This is a genomic window from Dactylosporangium maewongense, assembly GCF_039531485.1.
GTDB lineage: Bacteria > Actinomycetota > Actinomycetes > Mycobacteriales > Micromonosporaceae > Dactylosporangium > Dactylosporangium maewongense.
Genome location: NZ_BAAAQD010000024.1, coordinates 85,608 through 105,085 on the forward strand (window position 1 = coordinate 85,608; position 19,478 = coordinate 105,085).

The window sequence follows — 19,478 nt, forward strand, 5'->3', positions numbered from 1 at the left end:
GCTAAGCGGAGGCGACGACACCCGCCAGTGCGGCGGCGAAGTCCGCGGCGCGCTCCACGTGCGGGGAGTGGCCGCACCCTTCGTAGACGATCTCGGTGTACGGGCCGTACGCGGTCAGCACCGCCCGGGTCTGCCCGATCATCGGCTGGGGCGGGCACTCCTCATCGCCGGGCCAGCCGGGGACGAGGCCGAGCTTGCCGAGCTGCGCGAGGTCGAAGAACGACGCGTCGGACACGATCGCGTCCTGGTCGCCGCGGATCCACGTGATCGGGGGCTTGACCGGCAGGTCGACGATGCCCGAGAGGTTGAGCCAGCGCGGCGACAGCGTGTTGAGCACCCCGCGGTCGCCGGGGCCGACGCCGGGCCAGTTGTCGCTGGCCGATCCGGTGCCGGGGTAGTTGTCGTCGCCGACGAACGTGCTGAGCATGGTGTCCAGCAGCAGCTCCTCGTCGTCGCCGAACGAGTCCGGCGACGCGACGTAGAAGGCTCGCATGACGTTGCGCGGCGAGGCCTGCTCCTCGGTGCCACGGTCCGCGGCACCGAGGAGCCGCACGAAGTCGGGGTTGGCCGATCCGCCGCCGGTGCCGGCGAAGTCGGGCGTGGTCGGGGTGCCGGACAGGTCCCGGGTGCCGCCGAACCCGTACGGCGAGACGGGCGCCTCCAGCACCAGCGCCGCGATGGCATCAGGGTGGTCGAGCAGCAGCTGCAGCGCGACGCCACCGCCGAGCGAGTGCCCGACGACCACCGGCGGCCGGTCGAACCCCTTCAGCAGCGGGACGAGATCGTCGGCGAAGTCGCGCACCCCCCGGGTGGCGTCGACGGGGAGGGCGGGGCTGGCGCCGTACCCGCGCAGGTCTGGCGCGACGATGCGCCAGTCCTGCGGCAGGTGGCGCAGCAGGGGCTCCCAATATCCGGATGACGAGCAGTTTCCGTGGATGAGCAGGACCGGAGGGCCGTCGACCGGACCGTGAGTGGTGACGTGCATCACCGCATCGTGACACCCCGGCCGACCGCCTCACATGGTGCCGGCCCACATGTTCCGGTCGTTTTTCGTGAGGGCCCAGATGACTGCGACGTCGGCCGCGATGATGAGCATCGACCACAGCGGGTAGTACGGCAGGAACAGGAAGTTGGCGATCGCGCTGATCGCGGCCAGGATGATGCCGAGCACGCGCGCCCAGACCTGGCCGGCGAGCACCCCCACGCCGCCCGCGGCGACCACCACGCCGAGCGCCAGGTGGATCCAGCCCCAGGTCTCCACGTTGAAGCCGAACAGATAGTTGTCGGTGAGCACGTAGAAGGTGTCTTCGAAGATCGCCGTCAGGCCGACCACGATCTGGAAGATGCCGATGACGACCATCATGCTGCCGCCGAAGACGGCGAAGCCGGTGACCCAGCCGGATTGGCGGTCCGTTGTCGATGTCGTACTCATGCGGCCCACCGTGGGCCGCCCAGAGGTGAACCAGGCTCACCCTTCCCGGATGCACGGCGATGAGAACTTGACGCTTCAAGTACACGTGCCGCACCATCTACTTGAAGCTTGAACCAATTAGGGAGACATCGCCATGAACGTCGTTCTCTGGGTCCTGCAGGGCCTGCTCGGCGCCGCCTTCATCGGTGCCGGCCTGATGAAGGCGACCCAGCCGAAGGAGAAGCTGCCCGCCGCCATGACGTGGACCCAGCGACGCAGCGCCGGGACCATCAAATTCATCGGCGTGATGGAGCTGCTCGGCGGCCTCGGCCTGATCCTGCCGTGGGCGACCGACATCGCGCCCGTGCTGACCCCGCTCGCCGCCGTGGGCCTGCTCGTCATCATGCTGCTCGCGGTCGTCGACCACGTCCGCGCCAAGGAGTACTCCGTCATTCCGGTCAACCTGGTGCTCGGCGCGCTCGCGCTGGTGATCGCGATCGGCCGGTTCTGACGCGAATCGGACGTCGCACCGGCCGCGGCGGACGGCAGGTGGACACCGCAAGCAGCACCGGACGAGGCACCATGGATGACATGAACGACGAGACACGATGGCTGGACGACACCGAGCGACGCGCTTGGCTGTCGCTGCTGGCCGTCGTGCTCGTCGGCTTCCCGGAGCTGGAGCGCACGTTCCGCCCGTACGGTCTGGTGCACGTGGAGTACGGGCTCCTCGCGGCCCTCAGCGGCGAGGACGAAGGGCTGCGCCTGTCGGAGCTCGCGGCGCAGATGAACATGTCGCAGAGCCGGCTCAGCCACCGCATGCGCAAGCTGGTCGACCTCGGCTACGTGGAGGTGTCCGGCGACGCGTGCGACGGGCGGGTCAGCATCGCCAAGGTCACCGAGGCCGGGCGGCGCTTCGCCGAGCAGGTCTCCCCTGCCCACGTCGCCGACGTCCGGCGGCTCATCTTCGACCACCTCGACGACGCCCAGACCGCGGCCCTCGCCGACGCGCTCGGTGCCGTCGCCGACCGCCTCGGCTCCAGTTGCCCCGGCGCGCCCAAGGGTCCACCCGTGCCGAAGGCCCGCGCCTGACTCCCGTTCCGCTGCTCTTCGCCGGTACGTGGCCCTCGCCGTACACCTGCCGCAGACGCGACATCGAGGGCCTGTGAGGGACAGCCGGAAAGCCGTCACCGCATCGGGACCACAGAGCCTGTCGGCGCGTGGTCCGACAGGAATAGAGTGACCGCATGCGTGCGGTCGTGATCACCGGAGTGTCCCGCGGCTTGGGCGCCGCCCTCTTCGACGTGTGCAACGCGCGCGGTGACCGGATCCTCGCGGTCGGCCGGCACTTCACCCCCGAACAGCACCAGAGCCGCGACGACCGGCCCGGCGACATCACGCTCTTCTCGACCGACGTCGCCGACGCGCACTGGCTGCCCGACCACGACACGCTGCGACCGTTCCTGCGCGACGCGGACGAGGCCGTGCTGCTGCACAACGCCGCCGTCGTCGAGCCGATCGGCGCCGTCGGCAAGCTCAGCACCGAGGCGATCACGCGCGCGATCGCGGTCAACCTGACCGCGCCCGTGGTGCTCACCAACAGCTTCCTGCGCGCGGCGCCCCGCGAGGCCCGGCTGCGGGTGCTGTTCATCTCCTCGGGCGCCGCACACCGGATCATCGACGGCTGGTCGCTGTACTGCACCACGAAGGCAGGCGGCGAGACGTTCTTCGAGGCGGTCGCGTCGCAGGTCGCCGACGACGAGCGGGTCACGGTCGCCAGCGTCGACCCCGGCCAGATGGACACCGGCATGCAGGACGCTATCCGCCGCGCGGCCGCCTCCGGCACCTACTTCCCCGGCCAGCAGCGGTGGCTCGACGCCCACGCCGAGGGTCGCCTCGCCGACCCCCTCACCGTCGCCGAGCGCATCATCAAGGAGCACGCCCCCTAACCCGGCACCGGACGGTCCACCACTCCGACCCACCCCCGGATAAGTCCGGCGCAAGCGCCAGACTTATCCGACATTTCGTATTTGTCTGAAGGGGAGGGTCGGAACGCAGTTCGCCCGACGGGGAGGGGTTGGGGCTCGGTTTGCCCGACGGGGCCGGGTTGAAGCTCGATTGCCCGACGGACATGGCTGGCGCTCGGTGCCGCCGCCAAGAGACCGAGCCGGGCGATTTTGTCCGGTGGAAGGGCTGAAGCTCGGCGCCGCCATGAGACTGGCAGGTTCGTCCGGCGAAGAGGACTGGAGCGCGATCCCGTCGCACGGGCGAGGCCGGCAGCGCGGGCGATCTGGCAGGGCACTCTTCGGAGCACCCCGCCGGACAATTACGAAATGTCGGATAAGTGCGGCGCTTGCGCCGTACTTATCCGGGGCGTGCGGCGCGATCGCCATGATCGAAGGACAACCGTGGCCGTCCGGGCGACCGCCACACGACCTCGATCACGACCGGCATGACCACGACGCGTCAGAGCAGCACTTCGCGCAGGCGCGGGGCGAAAGCGGCCGGATCGCCGTGGCCGCCGTGGCCGCCGGGGAACTCGACGACGTCGACGCCCAGGCGGTCCGCGAGCTCCACCCCCACCCGGTGCGGCGCCTCCCCCGCGCTCGCCGCGCCGACCGCAGGCACGATCCGGGCGGTCCCCGCGCGCAGCGAGTCGAGGTCCGGCACCCAGACGCCGAAGGCGGGCACCTCGTAGCCGATGAAGAACGGCAGGTTGCCCTGCATCCGCGCCATGAAGTCCGGTGACGCCTCGGCGCCCTTCTCGTCGGCCATCTCCAGGCCCGCGCCGAAGACGTGCATCGCCGGGCCCCAGCCGTCGCGGTGGAAGGTCGCCTCGACCTCGCGCATCAGGTCGCGCCAGTGCGTGGCGTCGCTGAGCAGCTCGAACGCGGGCGGCTCGTGCGCCACCACCGTGCGGACCAGCTCCGGGTGCCGGGCGGCGAGCTCCAGGGCGATCTCCGCGCCCGAGCTGTTGCCGAACACGTCCGCCGGCTCGTCCTCGGTCACGCCGACCGCGCCGAGCAGCCGGTACGCGTCGTCGCCGTGCTCTTCGATCGACTGCACGGCCGGCGGGCCGTCCAGCGGGCTGCGCGAGTTGCCCCGGCGGTCGTAGGTGACGACGGTCCGCTCGTCGGCGAGCGCCTCGGCGAGGCCGTCGAAGCCCTCCGCGTCGTACACGCCGCCGCAGATCAGCAGCAGGACGGGCCCGCTGCCACGGATCTCGTAGCGCAGCGTCGCCCCGGGCACCTCGAGCGTTTCGACCTTCATGACTCCTCCTCGGTGGTTTCGACCGTCGGTCGTTGCGGGCGTGGCGCGCTCGACACGGTTTTCGGGGCTACTCGTGAGTAATTTCCGGGTTTACACTCGGCGCCATGACCGCCACGCGAACTCCCGGCGTCCCCGCCATCGACGAGGGCTCGCTGATCTCGACCAGCCCGGCCAGCGGCGAAGAGGTCGGCCGCTTCCCCGTGGCCTCCCCCGATCATGTCACCGAGTCGGTCCGGCGGGCCCGGGACGCGGCGGGTTGGTGGGCCGGACTCGGCTTCGCCGGCCGCCGCAAGCGGCTGCTGACGTTCCGCAGCCTGATCGCCAACCGCTTGGAGGAGCTCGCCGAGCTGATGCACCGCGAGGGCGGCAAGCCCACCGCGGACGCGCTCGTCGAGGCGATCGCCGCGGTCGACCACATCGCCTGGGCCGCGAACCACGCCCGCAAGGTGCTCGGGCGGCGCCGGGTCGGCTCCTCCATCCTGCTCACGGAGCACAGCTCCTACCTGGAGTATCTGCCGTTCGGCGTCATCGGGGTCATCGGACCGTGGAACTACCCGGTGCTCACGCCGATGGGCTCCATCGCGTACGCGCTGGCCGCCGGCAACGCCGTGGTGTTCAAGCCCAGCGAGTACACGCCGGCGGTGGGCCAGTGGGTGGTCGACCGGTTCGCCGAGGTGGTGCCCGAGCAGCCGGTGCTGCAGATCGTGCACGGCATGGGCGACGTCGGCGGCGCGCTGTGCCGCTCCGGGGTGGACAAGATCGCGTTCACCGGCTCGACCGCGACGGGCAAGAAGGTCATGGCGGCCGCCGCCGAGTCGCTGACCCCCGTGCTGCTGGAGTGCGGCGGCAAGGACGCCATGATCGTCGCCGCCGACGCCGACCTGGACGCCGCCGCCGAGGCCTGCGTCTGGGGCGGCCTCACCAACGCGGGTCAGACCTGCGTCGGCATCGAGCGGGTGTACGTGGCGGACCGCGTCTACGACGAGTTCCTCGGCCGCGTGGTGGCCCGCGCGGCGAAGCTCACGGTCGGCGAGGAGGGCACGGCCGACATCGGCCCGATCACGATGCCCTCGCAGATCGACATCATCCGCCGGCACATCGAGGACGCGCTGACCCGCGGCGGCCGGGCGGTCCTGGGCGGCGCCGAGGCGGTCCGGCCGCCGTTCGTCAGCCCGACGATCCTGGTCGACGTGCCGGAGGACGCGGCCGCCGTGCAGGAGGAGACCTTCGGCCCGACGCTCACGATCGCCCGCGTCGCGAACGCCGAGGAGGCCGTCGAGCGCGCCAACGGCACCGGGTACGGCCTGGGTGGCGCGATCTTCTCGAAGTCCCGCGGCCTGGAGCTGGCCCGCGGCATCCGCTCCGGCATGACGTCGGTCAACTCGGCCCTGACCTTCGCCGGCATGCCGTCGCTGCCCTTCGGCGGCGTGGGCGGCTCGGGCTTCGGCCGCATCCACGGCGAGGACGGCCTGCGCGAGTTCACCCGGCCGAAGGCGATCGTGAAGCGCCGCGGCCCGACCCTGCTGCCCCTGACGACGTTCGACCGCACCCAGAAGTCGATGCTGCAGGCCCTGAAGCTCGTCAAGCTCATCCACGGCCGCACCAAGTAGCCGGCCGGTCGGCGTGAAGATCGAATGACGGATCTGGCTGTGATGACGACCAGATCCGTCATTCGATCACGGTAGGCCTGAACGCGCGCGGGTCAGAACAGCGTCAGCTCGTCCTTCACCACGCCGCGGAGGGCGTTGTAGTCGAGGACGACGCAGCGGATGCCGCGGTCCTCGGCGAGGACCCGGGCCTGGGGCTTGATCTCCTGGGCGGCGAAGATGCCGCGGACGGGGGCCAGCAGCGGATCGCGGCCGAGGAGCTCCAGGTAGCGGGTCAGCTGCTCCACCCCGTCGATCTCGCCGCGGCGCTTGATCTCGACGGCGACGGAGGCGCCCTCGGCGTCCTTGCACAGCAGGTCGACGGGGCCGATCGCGGTCATGTACTCGCGGCGCACCAGCGTGTAGCCCTCGCCGAGGGTGTGCGGGGCGGCCGCGAGCAGCACCTGCAGGTGCGCCTCGACGCCGTCCTTGACCAGGCCGGGATCGATGCCGAGAGTGTGGTCGGTGTCGTGCAGGATCTCCTCGACGGTGATCTGCAGCTCCTCGCCGCCCTTGTTCACCACGCTCCACAGGCCGTCGGTCTGCGAAAGGCGGCAGGGCGGCGTCATCCACATCAGTGGCTTGTAGCCACCGGTGTCGGAGTGCACCAGGACCGAGCCGTCGGACTTGACCATGATGAGGCGGATGGCGGGCGGCAGGTGGGCCGTGAGCCGGCCGATGTAGTCGACCGAGCACTTGGCGATGACGAGACGCACGCGCGACAGCCTAGCCGGGCCCGGACAGCAGCGCCGAAGTGGCGGGTCGATGTCATGCTAGGGGCGTGCTTGAGTCATTGACGGGGCTCGGCCTGGCCACGTCGGCCGGGCTCAACGCCTACATCCCGTTGCTCGCCATCGGCGTGCTCGCGAGATACACCGATCTCATCACGCTGCCCGACAACTGGGCGTGGATGGAGAACGGCTGGACGCTCACGATCGTCGCGGCGCTGCTGGCGATCGAGTTCGTCGCCGACAAGGTGCCGGTGGTGGACCATGTCAACGACGTGCTGCAGACGTTCGTGCGGCCGACCGCCGGCGGGCTCGCGTTCGGCGCGGCGTCGAGCTCCGAGACGGTGACGGTGACCGATCCCGGCTCGTTCTTCAGCAGCCATCAATGGGTGCCGCTGGTGGTTGGCGGGGCGATCTCGCTCGGCGTGCACGGCATGAAGGCCGCGTCCAGACCGGTGATCAACGCCAGCACGGCGGGCTTCGGCGCGCCGGTGGTGAGCACGATCGAGGACATCGCGAGCGTGGCGATGTCGCTCGTCGCGATCATCCTGCCGGTGCTGGTGCTGCTGTTCATCGTGCTGCTGTTCGTGGCGTTCTGGTGGCTGATGCGACGCCGCAAGCGGCGCAAGGAGGAGAAGGCCGCGGCCAGGTGGGCCCAGTCCCAGGGGTACCGGCCGACCTGACCGCGAGCCGCGTCACTGCGCCTGGATCACCAGGATGGGGAGCTTGTGCGCCTCCCGGACGACGGTGACCAGCTCGTCGACCACGTCGGTGATCGCGAAGTCCTTCGGGGTGAAGACCCTGGCCACCCCGGAGGCGAGCAACGTGGCGGCGTCGGACGGCGGGATGATGCCGCCGACCACGACCGGGAGGTCATCGAGGCCTTCGGCGCGCAGGCCCTCCAGCACCGACGCGACCGCCGCCAGATGTGAACCTGACAGGACCGAGAGGCCGACGAGGTCGACGTCCTCCTCGACGGCCGCCGCGACGATCTGCGCCGACGTGAGGCGGATGCCCTGGTAGACCACCTCGAAGCCGGCGTCGCGGGCGCGGACGGCGATCTGCTCGGCCCCGTTGGAGTGTCCGTCGAGGCCGGGCTTGCCGACCAGCATCCGCAGCCGGCCCGCGCCGAGCTCCTCCGCGGTGCGCCGGACCCGCTCGCGGACCGCCACCAGCGCGGAGCCGGGCACCGTCGAAGCCCCTGCGGAGACGGCGCCGGTCAGCCCGGTGGGGGCGCGGTACTCACCGAACACGTCCCGCAGCACCGACGCCCACTCGCCGGTGGTGACGCCGGCGCGGACGCAGTCCAGGGTGGCCTCCATGAGGTTCCCGGTGCCGCCCGCGACCTGCCGCAGCCGCTCGAGCGCGTTGTCGACGTCGGCCGGTGTACGAGCGGCGCGCCAGGCCAGCAGCGACTCCACTGCGGCGCTCTCCACCGCGGGGTCGATCTGCTCGATCGCGGCGGCACCGGCGGCGACCAGCGGCGACGGCTCGGTCTCGGGGAAGCGGTTGACGCCGACCACGACGTCCTCGCCGCGCTCCATCCGGCCGCGCCGCTCGGCGAGCGACGCGACGAGGGCGCTCTTGAGGTAGCCGGACTCCACGGCGGCGACGACCCCGCCCATCTCCAGGACCCGGTCGAGTTCCGCGGTCGCGCCGGCGACCAGGTCGTCGACGAGGGCGGTCATGACGTGCGAGCCCTCGAACAGGTCCGGGTACTCCAGCAGGTCGGACTCGAACGCGAGGACCTGCTGCATGCGCAGCGACCACTGCTGGTCCCACGGGCGGGGCAGGCCGAGGGCCTCGTTCCACGCCGGCAGCTGCACGGCGCGGGCCCGGGCGTCGCGCGACAGCGTCACGCCGAGCATCTCCAGCACGATGCGCTGCACGTTGTTCTCGGGCTGCGACTCGGTAAGGCCCAGGCTGTTGACCTGCACGCCGTACCGGAACCGCTTCGCCGACTTGTCGGAAATTTCATACCTGTCGGTCAGGATCCGGTCCCACAGCAGGCCGAAGGCCCGCATCTTCGCGGTCTCCTCGACGAAGCGGACGGAGGCGTTGACGAAGAAGGAGATCCGGGCCGCGACGGCGGCGAAGTCGGCCACCTGGCCCGAGTCGCGGACCGCGTCGAGCACGGCGATCGCGGTGGCCAGGGCGAACGCGACCTCCTGCACGGGCGTCGCGCCGGCCTCCTGCAGGTGGTACGAGCAGATGTTGACCGGGTTCCACTTCGGGCAGTTCGCCACGGTCCACGCGATGGTGTCGGTGGTCAGGCGCAGCGACGGCCCCGGCGGGAAGATGTGCGTGCCGCGGGACAGGTACTCCTTGACGATGTCGTTCTGGGTCGTGCCCGCGAGCGAGGCGAGCGGCGCCCCCTGCTCGCGCGCCACCGTCACGTACAGGCTGAGCAGCCACATCGCGGTGGCGTTGATGGTCATCGAGGTGTTCGCGAGACCGAGGTCGATGCCGTCGAAGAGCGTGCGCATGTCGCCGAGGTGCGCGACCGGCACGCCGACCCGGCCGACCTCGCCGCGCGCCAGCTCGGCGTCGGGGTCGTAGCCGGTCTGTGTGGGCAGGTCGAACGCGACCGACAGGCCCGTCTGACCCTTGCCGAGGTTGCGCCGGAACAGCGCGTTGGAAGCGGCCGCTGACGAGTGGCCGGCATAGGTGCGCATGACCCACGGGCGGTCGCGCTCGGGGAGCTTCGCCATACAAGCACCTTACTGAACGGTAATTTGGTGAGGCTGGTGAAAATCCTCACCGGAGCCCTCGTGCCTATAGTGAACGCCGTGACGGATGCGATCACCGTGCGTGGGCTACACAAGCGGTACCGGGGACATGTCGCCGTCGACGGCGTCGACCTCGACGTGCACCGCGGTGAGGTCTTCGCGCTGCTGGGCCCCAACGGCGCGGGCAAGACGACGACGGTCGAGATTCTCGAGGGGTTCCGCCGGCGTACGAGTGGCGAGGCGACCGTGCTGGGCGTGGACCCGCACGACGGCGACGCGGCGTGGCGGCAGCGGGTGGGCATCGTGCTGCAGAGCACCGGCGAGTTCGACGACCTGACCGTGCGCGAGGTCGTGCACCACTTCGCGCTGTACTACCGCAACGCCGACGACCCGGACGCCGTCATCGAGCGGGTCGGGCTCGCCGACAAGCGTGGCGCCCGGACGCGGATCCTGTCCGGCGGGCAGAAGCGCCGCCTCGACGTGGCGCTCGGCATCATCGGCCGGCCCGAGCTGCTGTTCCTCGACGAGCCGACCACCGGCTTCGACCCCGAGGCGCGGCGCGAGTTCTGGGGGCTGATCCGGGCGCTCGCCGCGGCCGGCACCACGATCCTGCTCACCACCCACTACCTGGACGAGGCCGAGAACCTCGCCGACCGGGTCGGCGTGCTCGTCGGCGGCAAGCTCATCGCCGTCGACACCCCCGCCCGGCTCGGCAACCGCGGCAACTCCGCCACGACCGTCACCTGGGACGAGCCGGACGGCCCGCGCCAGGAGCAGACCGACACCCCGACCGCGGTCGTGACCCGGCTCGCCGCGCGGTTCGGCGGCGAGGTCCCCGGCCTGACCGTGACCAGACCCAGCCTCGAGGACGTGTACCTGCGGATGATCGGCGCCGGCGAATGACCACGTTGCGGCTCGGACTGGCCCGCGGCGGGCTGGAGATCAAGCAGTTCCTGCGCAGCCGGGAGTCGGTGATCTTCACGCTCTTCTTCCCGCTGCTGCTCCTCGTCATCTTCGGCTCGGTCTTCGACGCCGAGATCGCCCCGGGCGTGTCGTTCACGCAGTACTTCGCCGCCGGCATGATCGCCGCCGGGCTGCTGACCACCGGGTTCCAGTCCCTCGCCATCCAGATCCCGATGGAGCGCGAGAAGGGGATCCTCAAGCGGCTGCGGGGCACGCCGATGCCGCGGACCGCGTACTTCATCGGCAAGGTCGTCATGGTCCTGGCGATCGGTGCGGCGGAGACCGTGGTGCTGCTCGTGACCGCGGCGGCCTTCTACGACCTGCCGCTGCCCGCGACGGCGGCGAAGTGGGCGACGTTCGCCTGGGTCGCGGTGCTCGGCATCAGCGCGTGCACGCTGTGCGGGATCGCGTTCTCCTCGCTCGCCCGCTCCGGACGCGGCGCGCCGGCGATCGTGACCCCGGTCGCGTTGGTGCTGCAGTTCATCTCCGGCGTGTTCTTCCAGTACACGAGCCTCCCCGACTGGATGCGCTCCATCGCGTCGCTGTTCCCGCTGAAGTGGATGACCCAGGGCATGCGCTCGGTCTTCCTGCCGGACTCGTTCGCGGCGCGGGAGGTCGGCGGGTCCTGGGCGCTCGGGCACGTGGCCGTGGCGCTCGGCGCCTGGGTCGTGATCGGGCTGGCGCTGTGCATCTTCACGTTCCGCTGGACCGACCGGGGATAGTTTCGCTCAGGGTTGCAACCCGGTTGCCGATCAGTGCGGGGTGATGGGTCGGCTGGGCACGGCGGTCCGGCATGCCGGCGCTGTCGGCATCCTGGCGATCCTGCTCGTCCTCGCCCTCGGGCTGGCGGCGTCCTGGAACGCGGCCGCCTCCCTGCGGAGCAACCAGCAGGCCCGGGCCAACGCCGTCATGGACCGCGACACGTCGCTCGCCGAGGCGGCCGTGCGCACCGAGGTCCACCGGTACCTCGACACGCTGCGCACCGTCGCCGCGGCCGTCGGATCGCACGAGACGCTGACCTTCGACGACTTCGCCACGACCACCGCCCCGCTGCGCGACGCCGGACTGCCCGGAGCCACCTCGCTGGTCTTCGTCGTGGCCGCCGAGGACTCCCAGTTGGAGCAGGTCCAGGCGTACTGGCGGGACCGCGGCGTCACGGGACTCGACCTGACCGCCAAGGGCAGCGGGCGGGAGCACCTGTTCGTCATCTTCTCCCGGCCGCTGGACGGGGCGCCCGCGACCCTCCCCGGCACCGACCTGTCACAGTCCGCCGAGCCGACCGCCGCCCTCAACGAGTCCCGCCGCGCGGGCGCGCCCGCCGTGTCCGACACGTACATCCTGCTGCGCGACCGCTCCCTGCCCGTCGCGCAGCAGCAGCGCTCGTTCGCGATCGCCGCGCCCGTGTTCGGCAACCCGACGCCCGCCGGCACGAAGACGTTCAAGGGCTGGGTCGTCTTCGGCCTGCGCGGGCAGGACTTCGTCGGCGGCGTGCTGGACGCCGCCACGCAGGGCAAGGTCGACGCGGACCTGTGGGCCGCCAACGGCGTCGGCCAGGACACCCGGGTCGCGTTCCTGCACCGCGTCCCCGGCACCGACCTGCGCCGCGAGGTGGCGATCCCGGTCGGGAACCGGCACTGGCGGCTCGTCCTGGCCGCCGACTCCGGCCGGCTCGCCGGGCTGTCCGGCCCGGCCGACACCGCCCCGCTCGCGATCGGCGCCGGCGGCACGATGCTGACCCTGCTGGTCGTGGCCATGCTGTGGGCCCTCGCCGGCGGCCGGGCCCGTGCCGAGGCCCGGGTCGTGTCCGCCACCGCCGGGCTGCGCGAGGCCGAACGCACCGCCCGCCGGCAGGTCGCGCTGCTCAACGGCATTCTCGACCGGATCAGCGACGGCGTCGGCGTGGTCGACGAGCACGGCACCTTCCTGGTCCACAACCCGGCCGCCAAGGCGATCCTCGGCATGGACGCGGACGCCACAGGGATGGATTCCTGGCAGTCGCACTACGGCATCTTCCGGCCCGACGGCCGGACCGAGTTCCCGACCGCGGACCTGCCGCTGGTGCGCGCCCTCGACGGCGAGTCGACGGACGGCATCGAGATGGTCATCCGCAACGCCGGCCGGCCGGAGGGGACGCTGCTGTCCGTCAGCGGGCGGCCCCTCGACGTGGACGGGCGGCGCGGTGCCATCGCCGTCTTCCACGACATCACGGAGGTACGGGAGCGCGAGGGCGACCTGACCGCCTTCGCGGGCATCGTCGCCCACGACCTGAAGAACCCACTGACCGTCATCGCCGCCCACGCCGAGATGGCGCACGACGCGCTGCTGTCCTCGTCCTCGGCCCTGCTCGGCGACGGCGCCCGGGACGCACTGGTCGCGGGTTTCCGCGACGCCGGCGCCGGGGGCACGCTTGTCGCGGGTTCCCGCGACGCCGGCGCGCGGGACGCGGTTGTCGCGGGCCTTCGCGACGCCGGCGCGAGCGTCGAACGGGTCAGTGCCGGGGTGGTGCGGATGCGGCGGCTGATCGACGACCTGCTCGCCTACACCACGGCTCGCGACGCGGCCCTGAAACCGCGGCCGCTCGACCTGGGCGGGCTCGTCGCCGAGGTCGTCGCCGAACGGGTCAACCACCTCGCCGTCCGCCCGGACATCTACGTCGGCCCGCTGCCGTGGGTCGACGCCGACCCGGCGATGCTGCGGCAGGTGCTGGACAACCTGATCGGCAACGCCCTCAAGTACGTCCAACCCGGCCGCATCCCGAAGGTCGACGTCAGCGCGTCACCGGCCGGACCGGGCTGGGTGAGGGTTGAGGTCGCGGACCGGGGCATCGGCGTGCCCGACGCCGACAAGCCCTACGTCTTCGAGTCCTTCCACCGGGCGCACACCGGCCAGTCGTACGGCGGCACCGGCCTCGGACTGGCCATCTGCCGCCGCGTGATCGACCGGCACGGCGGCTCGATCACCGTGGTGGACAACCCCGGCGGCGGCAGCCGCTTCAGCTTCACCCTGCCGGGGGCTCCCGTCGCGCTGGAAGCCCCGGCGGAGCTCGCTCAGGCGTACTTGTAGAAGCCCTGCCCGGTCTTGCGCCCCAGGTCCCCGGCGACGACCATCCGCGCCAGCAGCTCCGGCGGGAAGAACTTCGGGTCGGCGGTGTCGGTGTGGATGTTCTTCGCCGCGTGGTACAGCACGTCGACGCCGGTCAGGTCGGTCGTCGCCAGCGGCCCCATCGCGTGGCCGAAGCCGAGCTTGCACGCCAGGTCGAGGTCCTCGGCGCTCACCACGCCGCTCTCGACCAGCTGCACCGCCTCGACCACCAGCGCGGCGATCAGCCGCGTGGTGACGAACCCGGCGACGTCCCGGTTGACCACGATGCACGTCTTGCCGATCTCCTCGGCGAACGCCCGCGCCGTCGCCAGCGTCTCGTCGCTGGTCTTGTAGCCGCGCACCAGCTCGCACAGCTTCATGACCGGCACCGGGCTGAAGAAGTGCGTCCCGACGACCTGCTCGGGCCGCTGCGTCGCGGTCGCGATCTGCGTCACCGGGATCGCGGACGTGTTCGTCGCCAGCACCGCGTCCGCCCGGCAGATCTTGTCCAGCGTGCCGAACAGCTCCTGCTTCACGTCCAGCCGCTCGAACACCGCCTCCACGACGATGTCCGCCTCCGCCGCCGCGTCCAGGTCCGTGGTGGTGGTGATCCTGGCGAGGGCCTGCTGCACGTCGTCCTCGGCAATCACGCCCTTGCTCGCGAACTTCGTCAGCGACTTCTCGATGCCGTCCACACCGCGTCGTGTCGCCTCATCGGTCAGGTCCCGCAGCGTCACCTCCCACCCGGCCTGCGCTGCGACCTGGGCGATGCCAGACCCCATCAGCCCCGCCCCGATGACCGCCAGTCGACCCGCCATGTGACTCCCTCTCGCATCGTCGTTGACCTGCTGACCTTATCCGGCTCCGAAGGGTGATCATCTAGTGGCAGACTGTCAGTGTGCCCCTCATGTACCTCGCAGGATGGGCGGCGTCCGCCGGCGCACTCGCCACCCTGATCCTGATCATCCGCCTGCTCCGCCTCGGCGAACGGCGCCCGAGCCAGTCCGGCGTCCGCCTGCCAGAGCCCGGCAGCGCCCCCGACTACGGCCTGCTCCGCTCGGTCTCACTCATCGGCGACCTGGCCTTCGCCCGCGACGTCCGCGACCGCCTCCGCCGCAACGGCCTGCGCGCCACCCTCGCCACCGGCCCCGACGGCATGGTCCGCGTCCTCGTCTTCGCCGACGAGTACGACCGCGCCCGCCTACTCCTGGCGCAGTAATCCCCACTCCTCATGATCCGGAAGACTTTGTGTCGTCATAGCAGCACAAAGTCTTCCGGATCACGGAAACCGGCGCGCCCCACCATGATCCCGAACGGTTGTAGTAGCCCTAGCTACCGGAACCACCCGGGATCATGAGACGCCCGCAGCCCTGCCGATCACCGCAGCCCGCACACCACGTGATCCGGTAAACCTCGTGCACCCTGGCGAACACGAACTCTTCCGGATCACGGAAACCGCCACCCCGGCCATGATCCCGAATGGTTGCGGTAGCCCAGACCACCAGAACCGCACGGGATCATGAGGCGCTCGCAGCCCACTCGCCCTGGCACGCACGAACCCCATGATCCGGAAGACTTTGTGTCGTCATAGCAGCACAAAGTCTTCCGGATCACGGAAACCGGCGCCCGGCAGCCGGGTGGGGGAATTGCAGCAGCTCAGAAGTCGAACTGGTCGGGGGGTGCGACGGCGCGTTCGACCTCGACGCCCAGGCCGCGCAGGTCCGACTCGAAGCTCGGGTAGCCGCGGTCGATGTGGTGCACGTGGCGGATCTCGGTGACGCCGTCGGCGCAGAGGCCGGCGATGGCCAGGCCGGCGCCGGCGCGGATGTCGGTGGCGGTGACCGGGGCGCCGGAGAGGCGTTCGACGCCGCGGACCACCGCGTGGTGGCCGTCGGTACGGATGTCGGCGCCGAGGCGGGACATCTCGTTGATGAACATGAAGCGGCCGTCGAAGATGTTCTCCGTGATGAGGGACGAGCCCTCGCTGACGGAGGACAGGCCGACCGCCATGGGCAGCAGGTCGGTGGCGAAGCCGGGGAACGGCAGGGTGACCACGTCGACGGCGCGGGGGCGGTCGGCCATGCGGACGCGGAAGGAGTCCGGGGTGGTGTCGACCTGGCCGCCCGCGGTGGCGACCTTGTCCAGCGCGATCTCCAGGAAGCTCGGATCGATGCCGTGCACGGTCACGTCGCCGCGGGTCATGGCGGCGGCGAAGGCCCAGGTGCCGGCGACGATGCGGTCGCCGACGGTGCGGTGCGAGACGGGGCGCAGCTCGGGGACGCCCTCGATGACGAGGCGGGAGGAGCCGGCGCCGGAGATGTCGGCGCCCATGTCGGTGAGCATGCGGCAGATGTCGACGATCTCCGGCTCGCGGGCCGCGTTGTCGATCTCGGTGCGGCCGTTCGCCAGTACCGCGGCCATGAGCAGGTTCTCGGTGGCGCCGACGCTCGGGAAGTCGAGCCAGATGGTGGCGCCGTGCAGCTTGGGGGCGGTGGCGATGACGAAGCCGTGCTCGCCGGAGATGTCCGCGCCCATCCGGCGCAGGCCCTCGACGTGCATGTCGAGGCCGCGCGAGCCGATCGCGTCGCCGCCGGGGTGCGCCACGCGGACGTGCCCGCAGCGCGCCAGCAGCGGGCCGAGGACGCAGATCGAGGCGCGCAGCCGGCGCACGAGGTCGTAGTCGGCCTCGGTGCCGAGCCGCTCGGGCACGTCGATGATGACGCGGTCCTCGTCCTGCTCGACCTCGCAGCCGAGGCGGCGCAGCACCTCCGCCATGATGGCGATGTCGGTGATACGGGGCACGTTGGTGAGCACAGAACGCCCGGTCGCCAGCAGCGCGGCGGCCATGAGCTTCAAGGCGGAGTTCTTGGCGCCGACCACCGACACGTCACCGGCGAGCCTGGCGCCGCCCTTCACACGGATCACGTCCACGACCGCCATCGTAGGTGCATTCCGTACGGTGAAGCCCATGGCCATTCATCTCACCCGCATCTACACGAAGACCGGTGACACCGGCACGACCGGATTGGGCGACTTCTCCCGCGTGCCGAAGACCCATCCACGCATCGGCGCGTATGCCGACGTCGACGAGGCCAACGCCGCGCTCGGGGTCGCGGTCGCGATGGGTGAGCTGACCGAGGAGCTGCGGGCGGTGCTGACCGTCGTGCAGAACGATCTCTTCGACGTGGGCGCCGACCTGTGCAACCCGATCACGGCGGAGCCCGAGTATCCGCCGCTGCGGGTCACCGAGGAGTACCTGACCCGGCTGGAGACGTGGTGCGACGAGTTCAACGAGCGCCTGCCGAAGCTCGACTCGTTCATCCTCCCCGGCGGCACGCCCGGCGCGGCGCTGCTCAACGTGGCGAGGACGGTGACGCGCCGGGCCGAGCGCAGCGCGTGGGCGCTGATGGAGCTCGACCCGGAGCACACGAACGAGCTGGCGGTGAAGTACCTGAACCGGCTGTCGGACCTGCTGTTCATCCTCGGCCGCATCGCGAACCCGGACGGCGACGTGAAGTGGGTCCCGGGGGCCAACCGTCAGGTGCCGTAGACCCCCAGCCCCTCGCTGGTGTGCACCAGCAGGCGGCCGTCGGCCACGATCGGCCCCGCGGTGGCGCCAGAGGTGCCGGTCCACAGCACGGCCCTGCTGGCGAGGTTCAGCGCCAGGACCCGGCCGAGGTTGACGTACAGGACGCCGTTGGCCACGACGGGGAACGATGAGGCGACCGAGTTGACCTGGGCCGGCCCGGCCTGTGTGAAGGTCCAGCGGTCCGCGCCGGTCGCCGGGTCGATCGCGTGTAGGACCGGCGGGGTGGCCAGGTCGACGCTGTAGAGGGTCGTGTCCTGTACGGCGGGGAAGCCGAAGGTGCCCGGGCGGGTCCACAGCGTCCGTCCGGTGGCCCCGTCGTAGGCGACCAGCCCGTTGAAGCCGAGGTAGACCCGGCCCCAGGCGGCCACCGGCGTCAGCATCGACTGGCCGGCGGGCACCGACCACAGCACCGCGCCCGTGGTCGCGTCGATGGCGGTCAGCGTCTGGACGTTGCCGCCGGCGACGTAGAGCCGGTTACTGTCGTACGCCACCGTCGCCGTCGTGTAGCCGGTGAGCTCACGGGTCCAGCGCACCGCGCCGGTCGCGGCGTCGAAGGCGTACACGAGCGTGTTGTCGCCCTGCGCGTCACCCTTGACGTAGAGGGTGCCGCCGACCAGGATCGGCGCGTTGAAGAGCTGGTTGCCGTCGATGCGGAAGTTCCACCGCTCGACCCCGGTCATGGCGTCGAACGCGTGGATGAAGCCGATCTGCGTCCCGGCGTAGACGAGGCCGTTGCCGACGGTCCCGCCGGTGGTGTAGCGCAGCGCGGGCTCGGTGGCCGGCGGCGTGGTCCAGCGCACCGCGCCGGACGCCAGGTCGGTGGCGGCGAACTGCAAGGTGTTCGCCTGACCGTAGGCGATGCCGTCGGCGACGACCGGCGCCTCGATGTCGGCGCCGGTCAGCCGCAGCCGGTGCAGGGTCCCCACGTTGGCGGCGCCGAGTGTCCGCTCCCCCACGTTGACGCCCGCGTGCCCGGCGCCGCCGCCCCACGTGCCCCACGCCGCCGAAGCGGCCGGGGGCACCACCGCCGGGTACACCTCGACCTCGAACAACGAGTAGCCGTAGCGGGTGGCGCGGGTGAGGCCGGTCAGGCGGACGTACCGGGCGGCCGCCGTGGCGGCGACGGACAGCGTCTGCGTCCCGCCGGTACTGGTGGCCGCCGGCACGAGGTCGAACCACGACGTGCCGTCCGGCGAGCCCTGCAGCGTGAACGTGCGGGCGTAGGCGGCCTCCCACCGCAGCACGACCCGGCACAGCTGCTGGGCACCGCCGAGGTCGACCTGGAGCCACTGCGGGTCGCTGAAGGCGCTCGACCAGCGGGTGGCGGAATTGCCGTCGAACGCCTTCGCCGGCAGCAGGCTGCCGTTCTCCGACGACGATGCGGTGGCGGGCCGGTTGAGCGCGATGTTGGTGGTGCCGCAGGTCGCGGCAATCGCGGCGGCGGGCGCGGGCACCGCGAACAGCACTGCCGCGGAAATCACCACGGCAGCGAGCAATCTGGACATACGTGGTTCTCCTAGGGGTGACGGCCACTGGGAGAGCGCTCTCAGACGGCGTCAGTCTCCACCAGGAGAAAGAGGAACGTCAATTTCTGCTTAGTTTGTGCGATACCTGTACGGCCGGGTCTCCGGGGTCGACTCACCCGGAGGCGCCGCCTCTACCCAGGACAGGAACCCGGTCAGCGCCCGCTCCGCCATCGCGATCTCGACCGGCGACTGCCGGCTGACGCACCGCACGATCACCCAGTCCGGCGGAAGCACCAGCAGCTCGGCCGGGTCAGGGGTGCGACGGCGGTCGACGGAGAGCCCACGCCGGGAAAGCACCCGGCGCGGGCCAGGCCAGAAACTGAAGATGCGATACCACTTCAGCTCGTCGCCGGCGAAGCGGGCCAGGCCCGCGGACCAGCCCCGGCCGGGCAGCATGGTGCTCAGCCGGACACCCAGCTCGATCGTGCCACCCTGCCGGGCGATGACCACGCGGCGCAGGAAGAGCAGCGCCAGAGCGGCGAGCAGGATGAGGACCCCGATGCCGATTCCCTCGACGATCCTCACCACCGCCGCC

Annotated in this window: 19 protein-coding genes; 10 read left to right on the top strand and 9 right to left on the bottom strand. The window is 71.2% G+C overall.

Translation table 11 applies throughout. The features are described from left to right. Position 1 precedes the first annotated feature (1 nt). Both ABD332_RS44235 and ABD332_RS44240 read right to left on the bottom strand, forming a co-directional pair. The gene (locus tag ABD332_RS44235; protein WP_344510270.1) at positions 2 to 985 is read right to left on the bottom strand and encodes an alpha/beta fold hydrolase; all 984 of its coding nucleotides are present in this window, start codon (positions 983 to 985) and stop codon (positions 2 to 4) included. Positions 986 to 1,015: 30 nt separating this feature from the next. Next, the gene (locus ABD332_RS44240; RefSeq protein ID WP_344510272.1) at positions 1,016 to 1,432 is read right to left on the bottom strand and encodes a DUF7144 family membrane protein; all 417 of its coding nucleotides are present in this window, start codon (positions 1,430 to 1,432) and stop codon (positions 1,016 to 1,018) included. Positions 1,433 to 1,565: 133 nt separating this feature from the next. On the opposite strand from ABD332_RS44240, the gene ABD332_RS44245 reads away from it, so the two are divergent. The 3 genes from ABD332_RS44245 to ABD332_RS44255 all read left to right on the top strand — a co-directional run bounded on the left by ABD332_RS44245 (position 1,566) and on the right by ABD332_RS44255 (position 3,360). Beyond that, positions 1,566 to 1,922 (top strand): DoxX family protein, encoded by a 357-nt coding sequence (locus tag ABD332_RS44245; RefSeq protein ID WP_344510274.1) that lies wholly within the window; start codon positions 1,566 to 1,568, stop codon positions 1,920 to 1,922. Between the two features lie 80 nt (positions 1,923 to 2,002). Continuing rightward, the gene (locus ABD332_RS44250) at positions 2,003 to 2,503 is read left to right on the top strand and encodes a MarR family winged helix-turn-helix transcriptional regulator (RefSeq protein ID WP_344510276.1); all 501 of its coding nucleotides are present in this window, start codon (positions 2,003 to 2,005) and stop codon (positions 2,501 to 2,503) included. Between the two features lie 155 nt (positions 2,504 to 2,658). Further along, entirely contained in the window at positions 2,659 to 3,360 is a 702-nt protein-coding gene (locus ABD332_RS44255; RefSeq protein ID WP_344510278.1) for an SDR family NAD(P)-dependent oxidoreductase, read from the top strand. A 517-nt stretch (positions 3,361 to 3,877) separates the two neighbouring features. Here ABD332_RS44255 and ABD332_RS44260 read toward each other — a convergent pair. Next, positions 3,878 to 4,681: an alpha/beta fold hydrolase gene (locus tag ABD332_RS44260; protein WP_344510280.1), complete on the bottom strand. Its 804-nt coding sequence runs from the start codon at positions 4,679 to 4,681 to the stop codon at positions 3,878 to 3,880. 104 nt (positions 4,682 to 4,785) lie between these two features. Between ABD332_RS44260 and ABD332_RS44265 the strand changes: the two genes are divergently transcribed. Beyond that, positions 4,786 to 6,291: an aldehyde dehydrogenase family protein gene (locus tag ABD332_RS44265; RefSeq protein WP_344510282.1), complete on the top strand. Its 1,506-nt coding sequence runs from the start codon at positions 4,786 to 4,788 to the stop codon at positions 6,289 to 6,291. A 92-nt stretch (positions 6,292 to 6,383) separates the two neighbouring features. On the opposite strand, the gene nucS is transcribed toward ABD332_RS44265, so the two are convergent. Then, entirely contained in the window at positions 6,384 to 7,043 is a 660-nt protein-coding gene (gene nucS, locus ABD332_RS44270) for an endonuclease NucS (protein WP_344510284.1), read from the bottom strand. A gap of 65 nt (positions 7,044 to 7,108) precedes the next feature. On the opposite strand from nucS, the gene ABD332_RS44275 reads away from it, so the two are divergent. Then, positions 7,109 to 7,738 (top strand): DUF4126 domain-containing protein, encoded by a 630-nt coding sequence (locus tag ABD332_RS44275; protein ID WP_344510286.1) that lies wholly within the window; start codon positions 7,109 to 7,111, stop codon positions 7,736 to 7,738. A gap of 12 nt (positions 7,739 to 7,750) precedes the next feature. Here the strand turns inward: ABD332_RS44275 and ABD332_RS44280 are convergent, their stop codons facing one another. Continuing rightward, positions 7,751 to 9,766: a protein meaA gene (locus ABD332_RS44280; protein ID WP_344510288.1), complete on the bottom strand. Its 2,016-nt coding sequence runs from the start codon at positions 9,764 to 9,766 to the stop codon at positions 7,751 to 7,753. A gap of 78 nt (positions 9,767 to 9,844) precedes the next feature. On the opposite strand from ABD332_RS44280, the gene ABD332_RS44285 reads away from it, so the two are divergent. The 3 genes from ABD332_RS44285 to ABD332_RS44295 are packed head-to-tail and all read left to right on the top strand — an operon-like array spanning position 9,845 to position 13,810. Next, positions 9,845 to 10,687, top strand: a complete 843-nt coding sequence (locus ABD332_RS44285; protein ID WP_344510290.1) for an ABC transporter ATP-binding protein — start codon at positions 9,845 to 9,847, stop codon at positions 10,685 to 10,687. Further along, the gene (locus ABD332_RS44290; protein WP_344510292.1) at positions 10,684 to 11,469 is read left to right on the top strand and encodes an ABC transporter permease; all 786 of its coding nucleotides are present in this window, start codon (positions 10,684 to 10,686) and stop codon (positions 11,467 to 11,469) included. The genes ABD332_RS44285 and ABD332_RS44290 overlap by 4 nt, the downstream gene beginning before the upstream one ends. A 43-nt stretch (positions 11,470 to 11,512) precedes the next feature. After that, complete coding sequence (locus tag ABD332_RS44295; RefSeq protein WP_344510450.1) at positions 11,513 to 13,810, top strand: ATP-binding protein; 2,298 nt, start codon at positions 11,513 to 11,515, stop codon at positions 13,808 to 13,810. Here the strand turns inward: ABD332_RS44295 and ABD332_RS44300 are convergent. After that, on the bottom strand, positions 13,795 to 14,646 hold the full coding sequence (locus ABD332_RS44300) for a 3-hydroxyacyl-CoA dehydrogenase family protein (RefSeq protein WP_344510294.1): 852 nt from the start codon (positions 14,644 to 14,646) through the stop codon (positions 13,795 to 13,797). The two genes, ABD332_RS44295 and ABD332_RS44300, sit on opposite strands and share 16 nt — an antisense overlap. Positions 14,647 to 14,735: 89 nt before the next feature. Between ABD332_RS44300 and ABD332_RS44305 the strand changes: the two genes are divergently transcribed. Next, positions 14,736 to 15,047 (top strand): hypothetical protein, encoded by a 312-nt coding sequence (locus ABD332_RS44305; RefSeq protein ID WP_344510296.1) that lies wholly within the window; start codon positions 14,736 to 14,738, stop codon positions 15,045 to 15,047. A 437-nt stretch (positions 15,048 to 15,484) separates the two neighbouring features. Here the strand turns inward: ABD332_RS44305 and murA are convergent, their stop codons facing one another. Continuing rightward, positions 15,485 to 16,798: a UDP-N-acetylglucosamine 1-carboxyvinyltransferase gene (gene murA / locus ABD332_RS44310; RefSeq protein WP_425552386.1), complete on the bottom strand. Its 1,314-nt coding sequence runs from the start codon at positions 16,796 to 16,798 to the stop codon at positions 15,485 to 15,487. Here murA and ABD332_RS44315 point away from each other — a divergent pair. Then, positions 16,797 to 17,378 carry a cob(I)yrinic acid a,c-diamide adenosyltransferase gene (locus ABD332_RS44315; protein WP_344510299.1) on the top strand — a complete coding sequence of 194 codons (582 nt, stop codon included), beginning with the start codon at positions 16,797 to 16,799 and terminating at the stop codon, positions 17,376 to 17,378. The genes murA and ABD332_RS44315 overlap by 2 nt on opposite strands. On the opposite strand, the gene ABD332_RS44320 is transcribed toward ABD332_RS44315, so the two are convergent. Next, on the bottom strand, positions 17,366 to 18,922 hold the full coding sequence (locus ABD332_RS44320) for an outer membrane protein assembly factor BamB family protein (RefSeq protein ID WP_344510301.1): 1,557 nt from the start codon (positions 18,920 to 18,922) through the stop codon (positions 17,366 to 17,368). The two genes, ABD332_RS44315 and ABD332_RS44320, sit on opposite strands and share 13 nt — an antisense overlap. Before the next feature lie 90 nt (positions 18,923 to 19,012). Beyond that, positions 19,013 to 19,468, bottom strand: coding sequence for a DUF2550 domain-containing protein (locus tag ABD332_RS44325; RefSeq protein WP_344510303.1), 456 nt, complete (start codon positions 19,466 to 19,468; stop codon positions 19,013 to 19,015). Positions 19,469 to 19,478 lie beyond the last annotated feature (10 nt).

What these genes read in the sequence shown, in the direction of transcription:
- ABD332_RS44305 (WP_344510296.1), top strand. Translation starts at nt 14,736, where the DNA reads ATGTACCTCGCAGGATGGGCGGCGTCCGCCGGCGCACTCGCCACCCTG.
- ABD332_RS44290 (WP_344510292.1), top strand. Translation starts at nt 10,684, where the DNA reads ATGACCACGTTGCGGCTCGGACTGGCCCGCGGCGGGCTGGAGATCAAG.
- ABD332_RS44235 (WP_344510270.1), bottom strand. Translation starts at nt 985, where the DNA reads ATGCACGTCACCACTCACGGTCCGGTCGACGGCCCTCCGGTCCTGCTC.
- ABD332_RS44240 (WP_344510272.1), bottom strand. Translation starts at nt 1,432, where the DNA reads ATGAGTACGACATCGACAACGGACCGCCAATCCGGCTGGGTCACCGGC.
- murA (WP_425552386.1), bottom strand. Translation starts at nt 16,798, where the DNA reads ATGGGCTTCACCGTACGGAATGCACCTACGATGGCGGTCGTGGACGTG.
- ABD332_RS44265 (WP_344510282.1), top strand. Translation starts at nt 4,786, where the DNA reads ATGACCGCCACGCGAACTCCCGGCGTCCCCGCCATCGACGAGGGCTCG.
- ABD332_RS44320 (WP_344510301.1), bottom strand. Translation starts at nt 18,922, where the DNA reads ATGTCCAGATTGCTCGCTGCCGTGGTGATTTCCGCGGCAGTGCTGTTC.
- ABD332_RS44260 (WP_344510280.1), bottom strand. Translation starts at nt 4,681, where the DNA reads ATGAAGGTCGAAACGCTCGAGGTGCCCGGGGCGACGCTGCGCTACGAG.
- ABD332_RS44255 (WP_344510278.1), top strand. Translation starts at nt 2,659, where the DNA reads ATGCGTGCGGTCGTGATCACCGGAGTGTCCCGCGGCTTGGGCGCCGCC.
- ABD332_RS44300 (WP_344510294.1), bottom strand. Translation starts at nt 14,646, where the DNA reads ATGGCGGGTCGACTGGCGGTCATCGGGGCGGGGCTGATGGGGTCTGGC.
- ABD332_RS44315 (WP_344510299.1), top strand. Translation starts at nt 16,797, where the DNA reads ATGGCCATTCATCTCACCCGCATCTACACGAAGACCGGTGACACCGGC.
- ABD332_RS44280 (WP_344510288.1), bottom strand. Translation starts at nt 9,766, where the DNA reads ATGGCGAAGCTCCCCGAGCGCGACCGCCCGTGGGTCATGCGCACCTAT.
- ABD332_RS44245 (WP_344510274.1), top strand. Translation starts at nt 1,566, where the DNA reads ATGAACGTCGTTCTCTGGGTCCTGCAGGGCCTGCTCGGCGCCGCCTTC.
- ABD332_RS44295 (WP_344510450.1), top strand. Translation starts at nt 11,513, where the DNA reads ATGGGTCGGCTGGGCACGGCGGTCCGGCATGCCGGCGCTGTCGGCATC.
- ABD332_RS44250 (WP_344510276.1), top strand. Translation starts at nt 2,003, where the DNA reads ATGAACGACGAGACACGATGGCTGGACGACACCGAGCGACGCGCTTGG.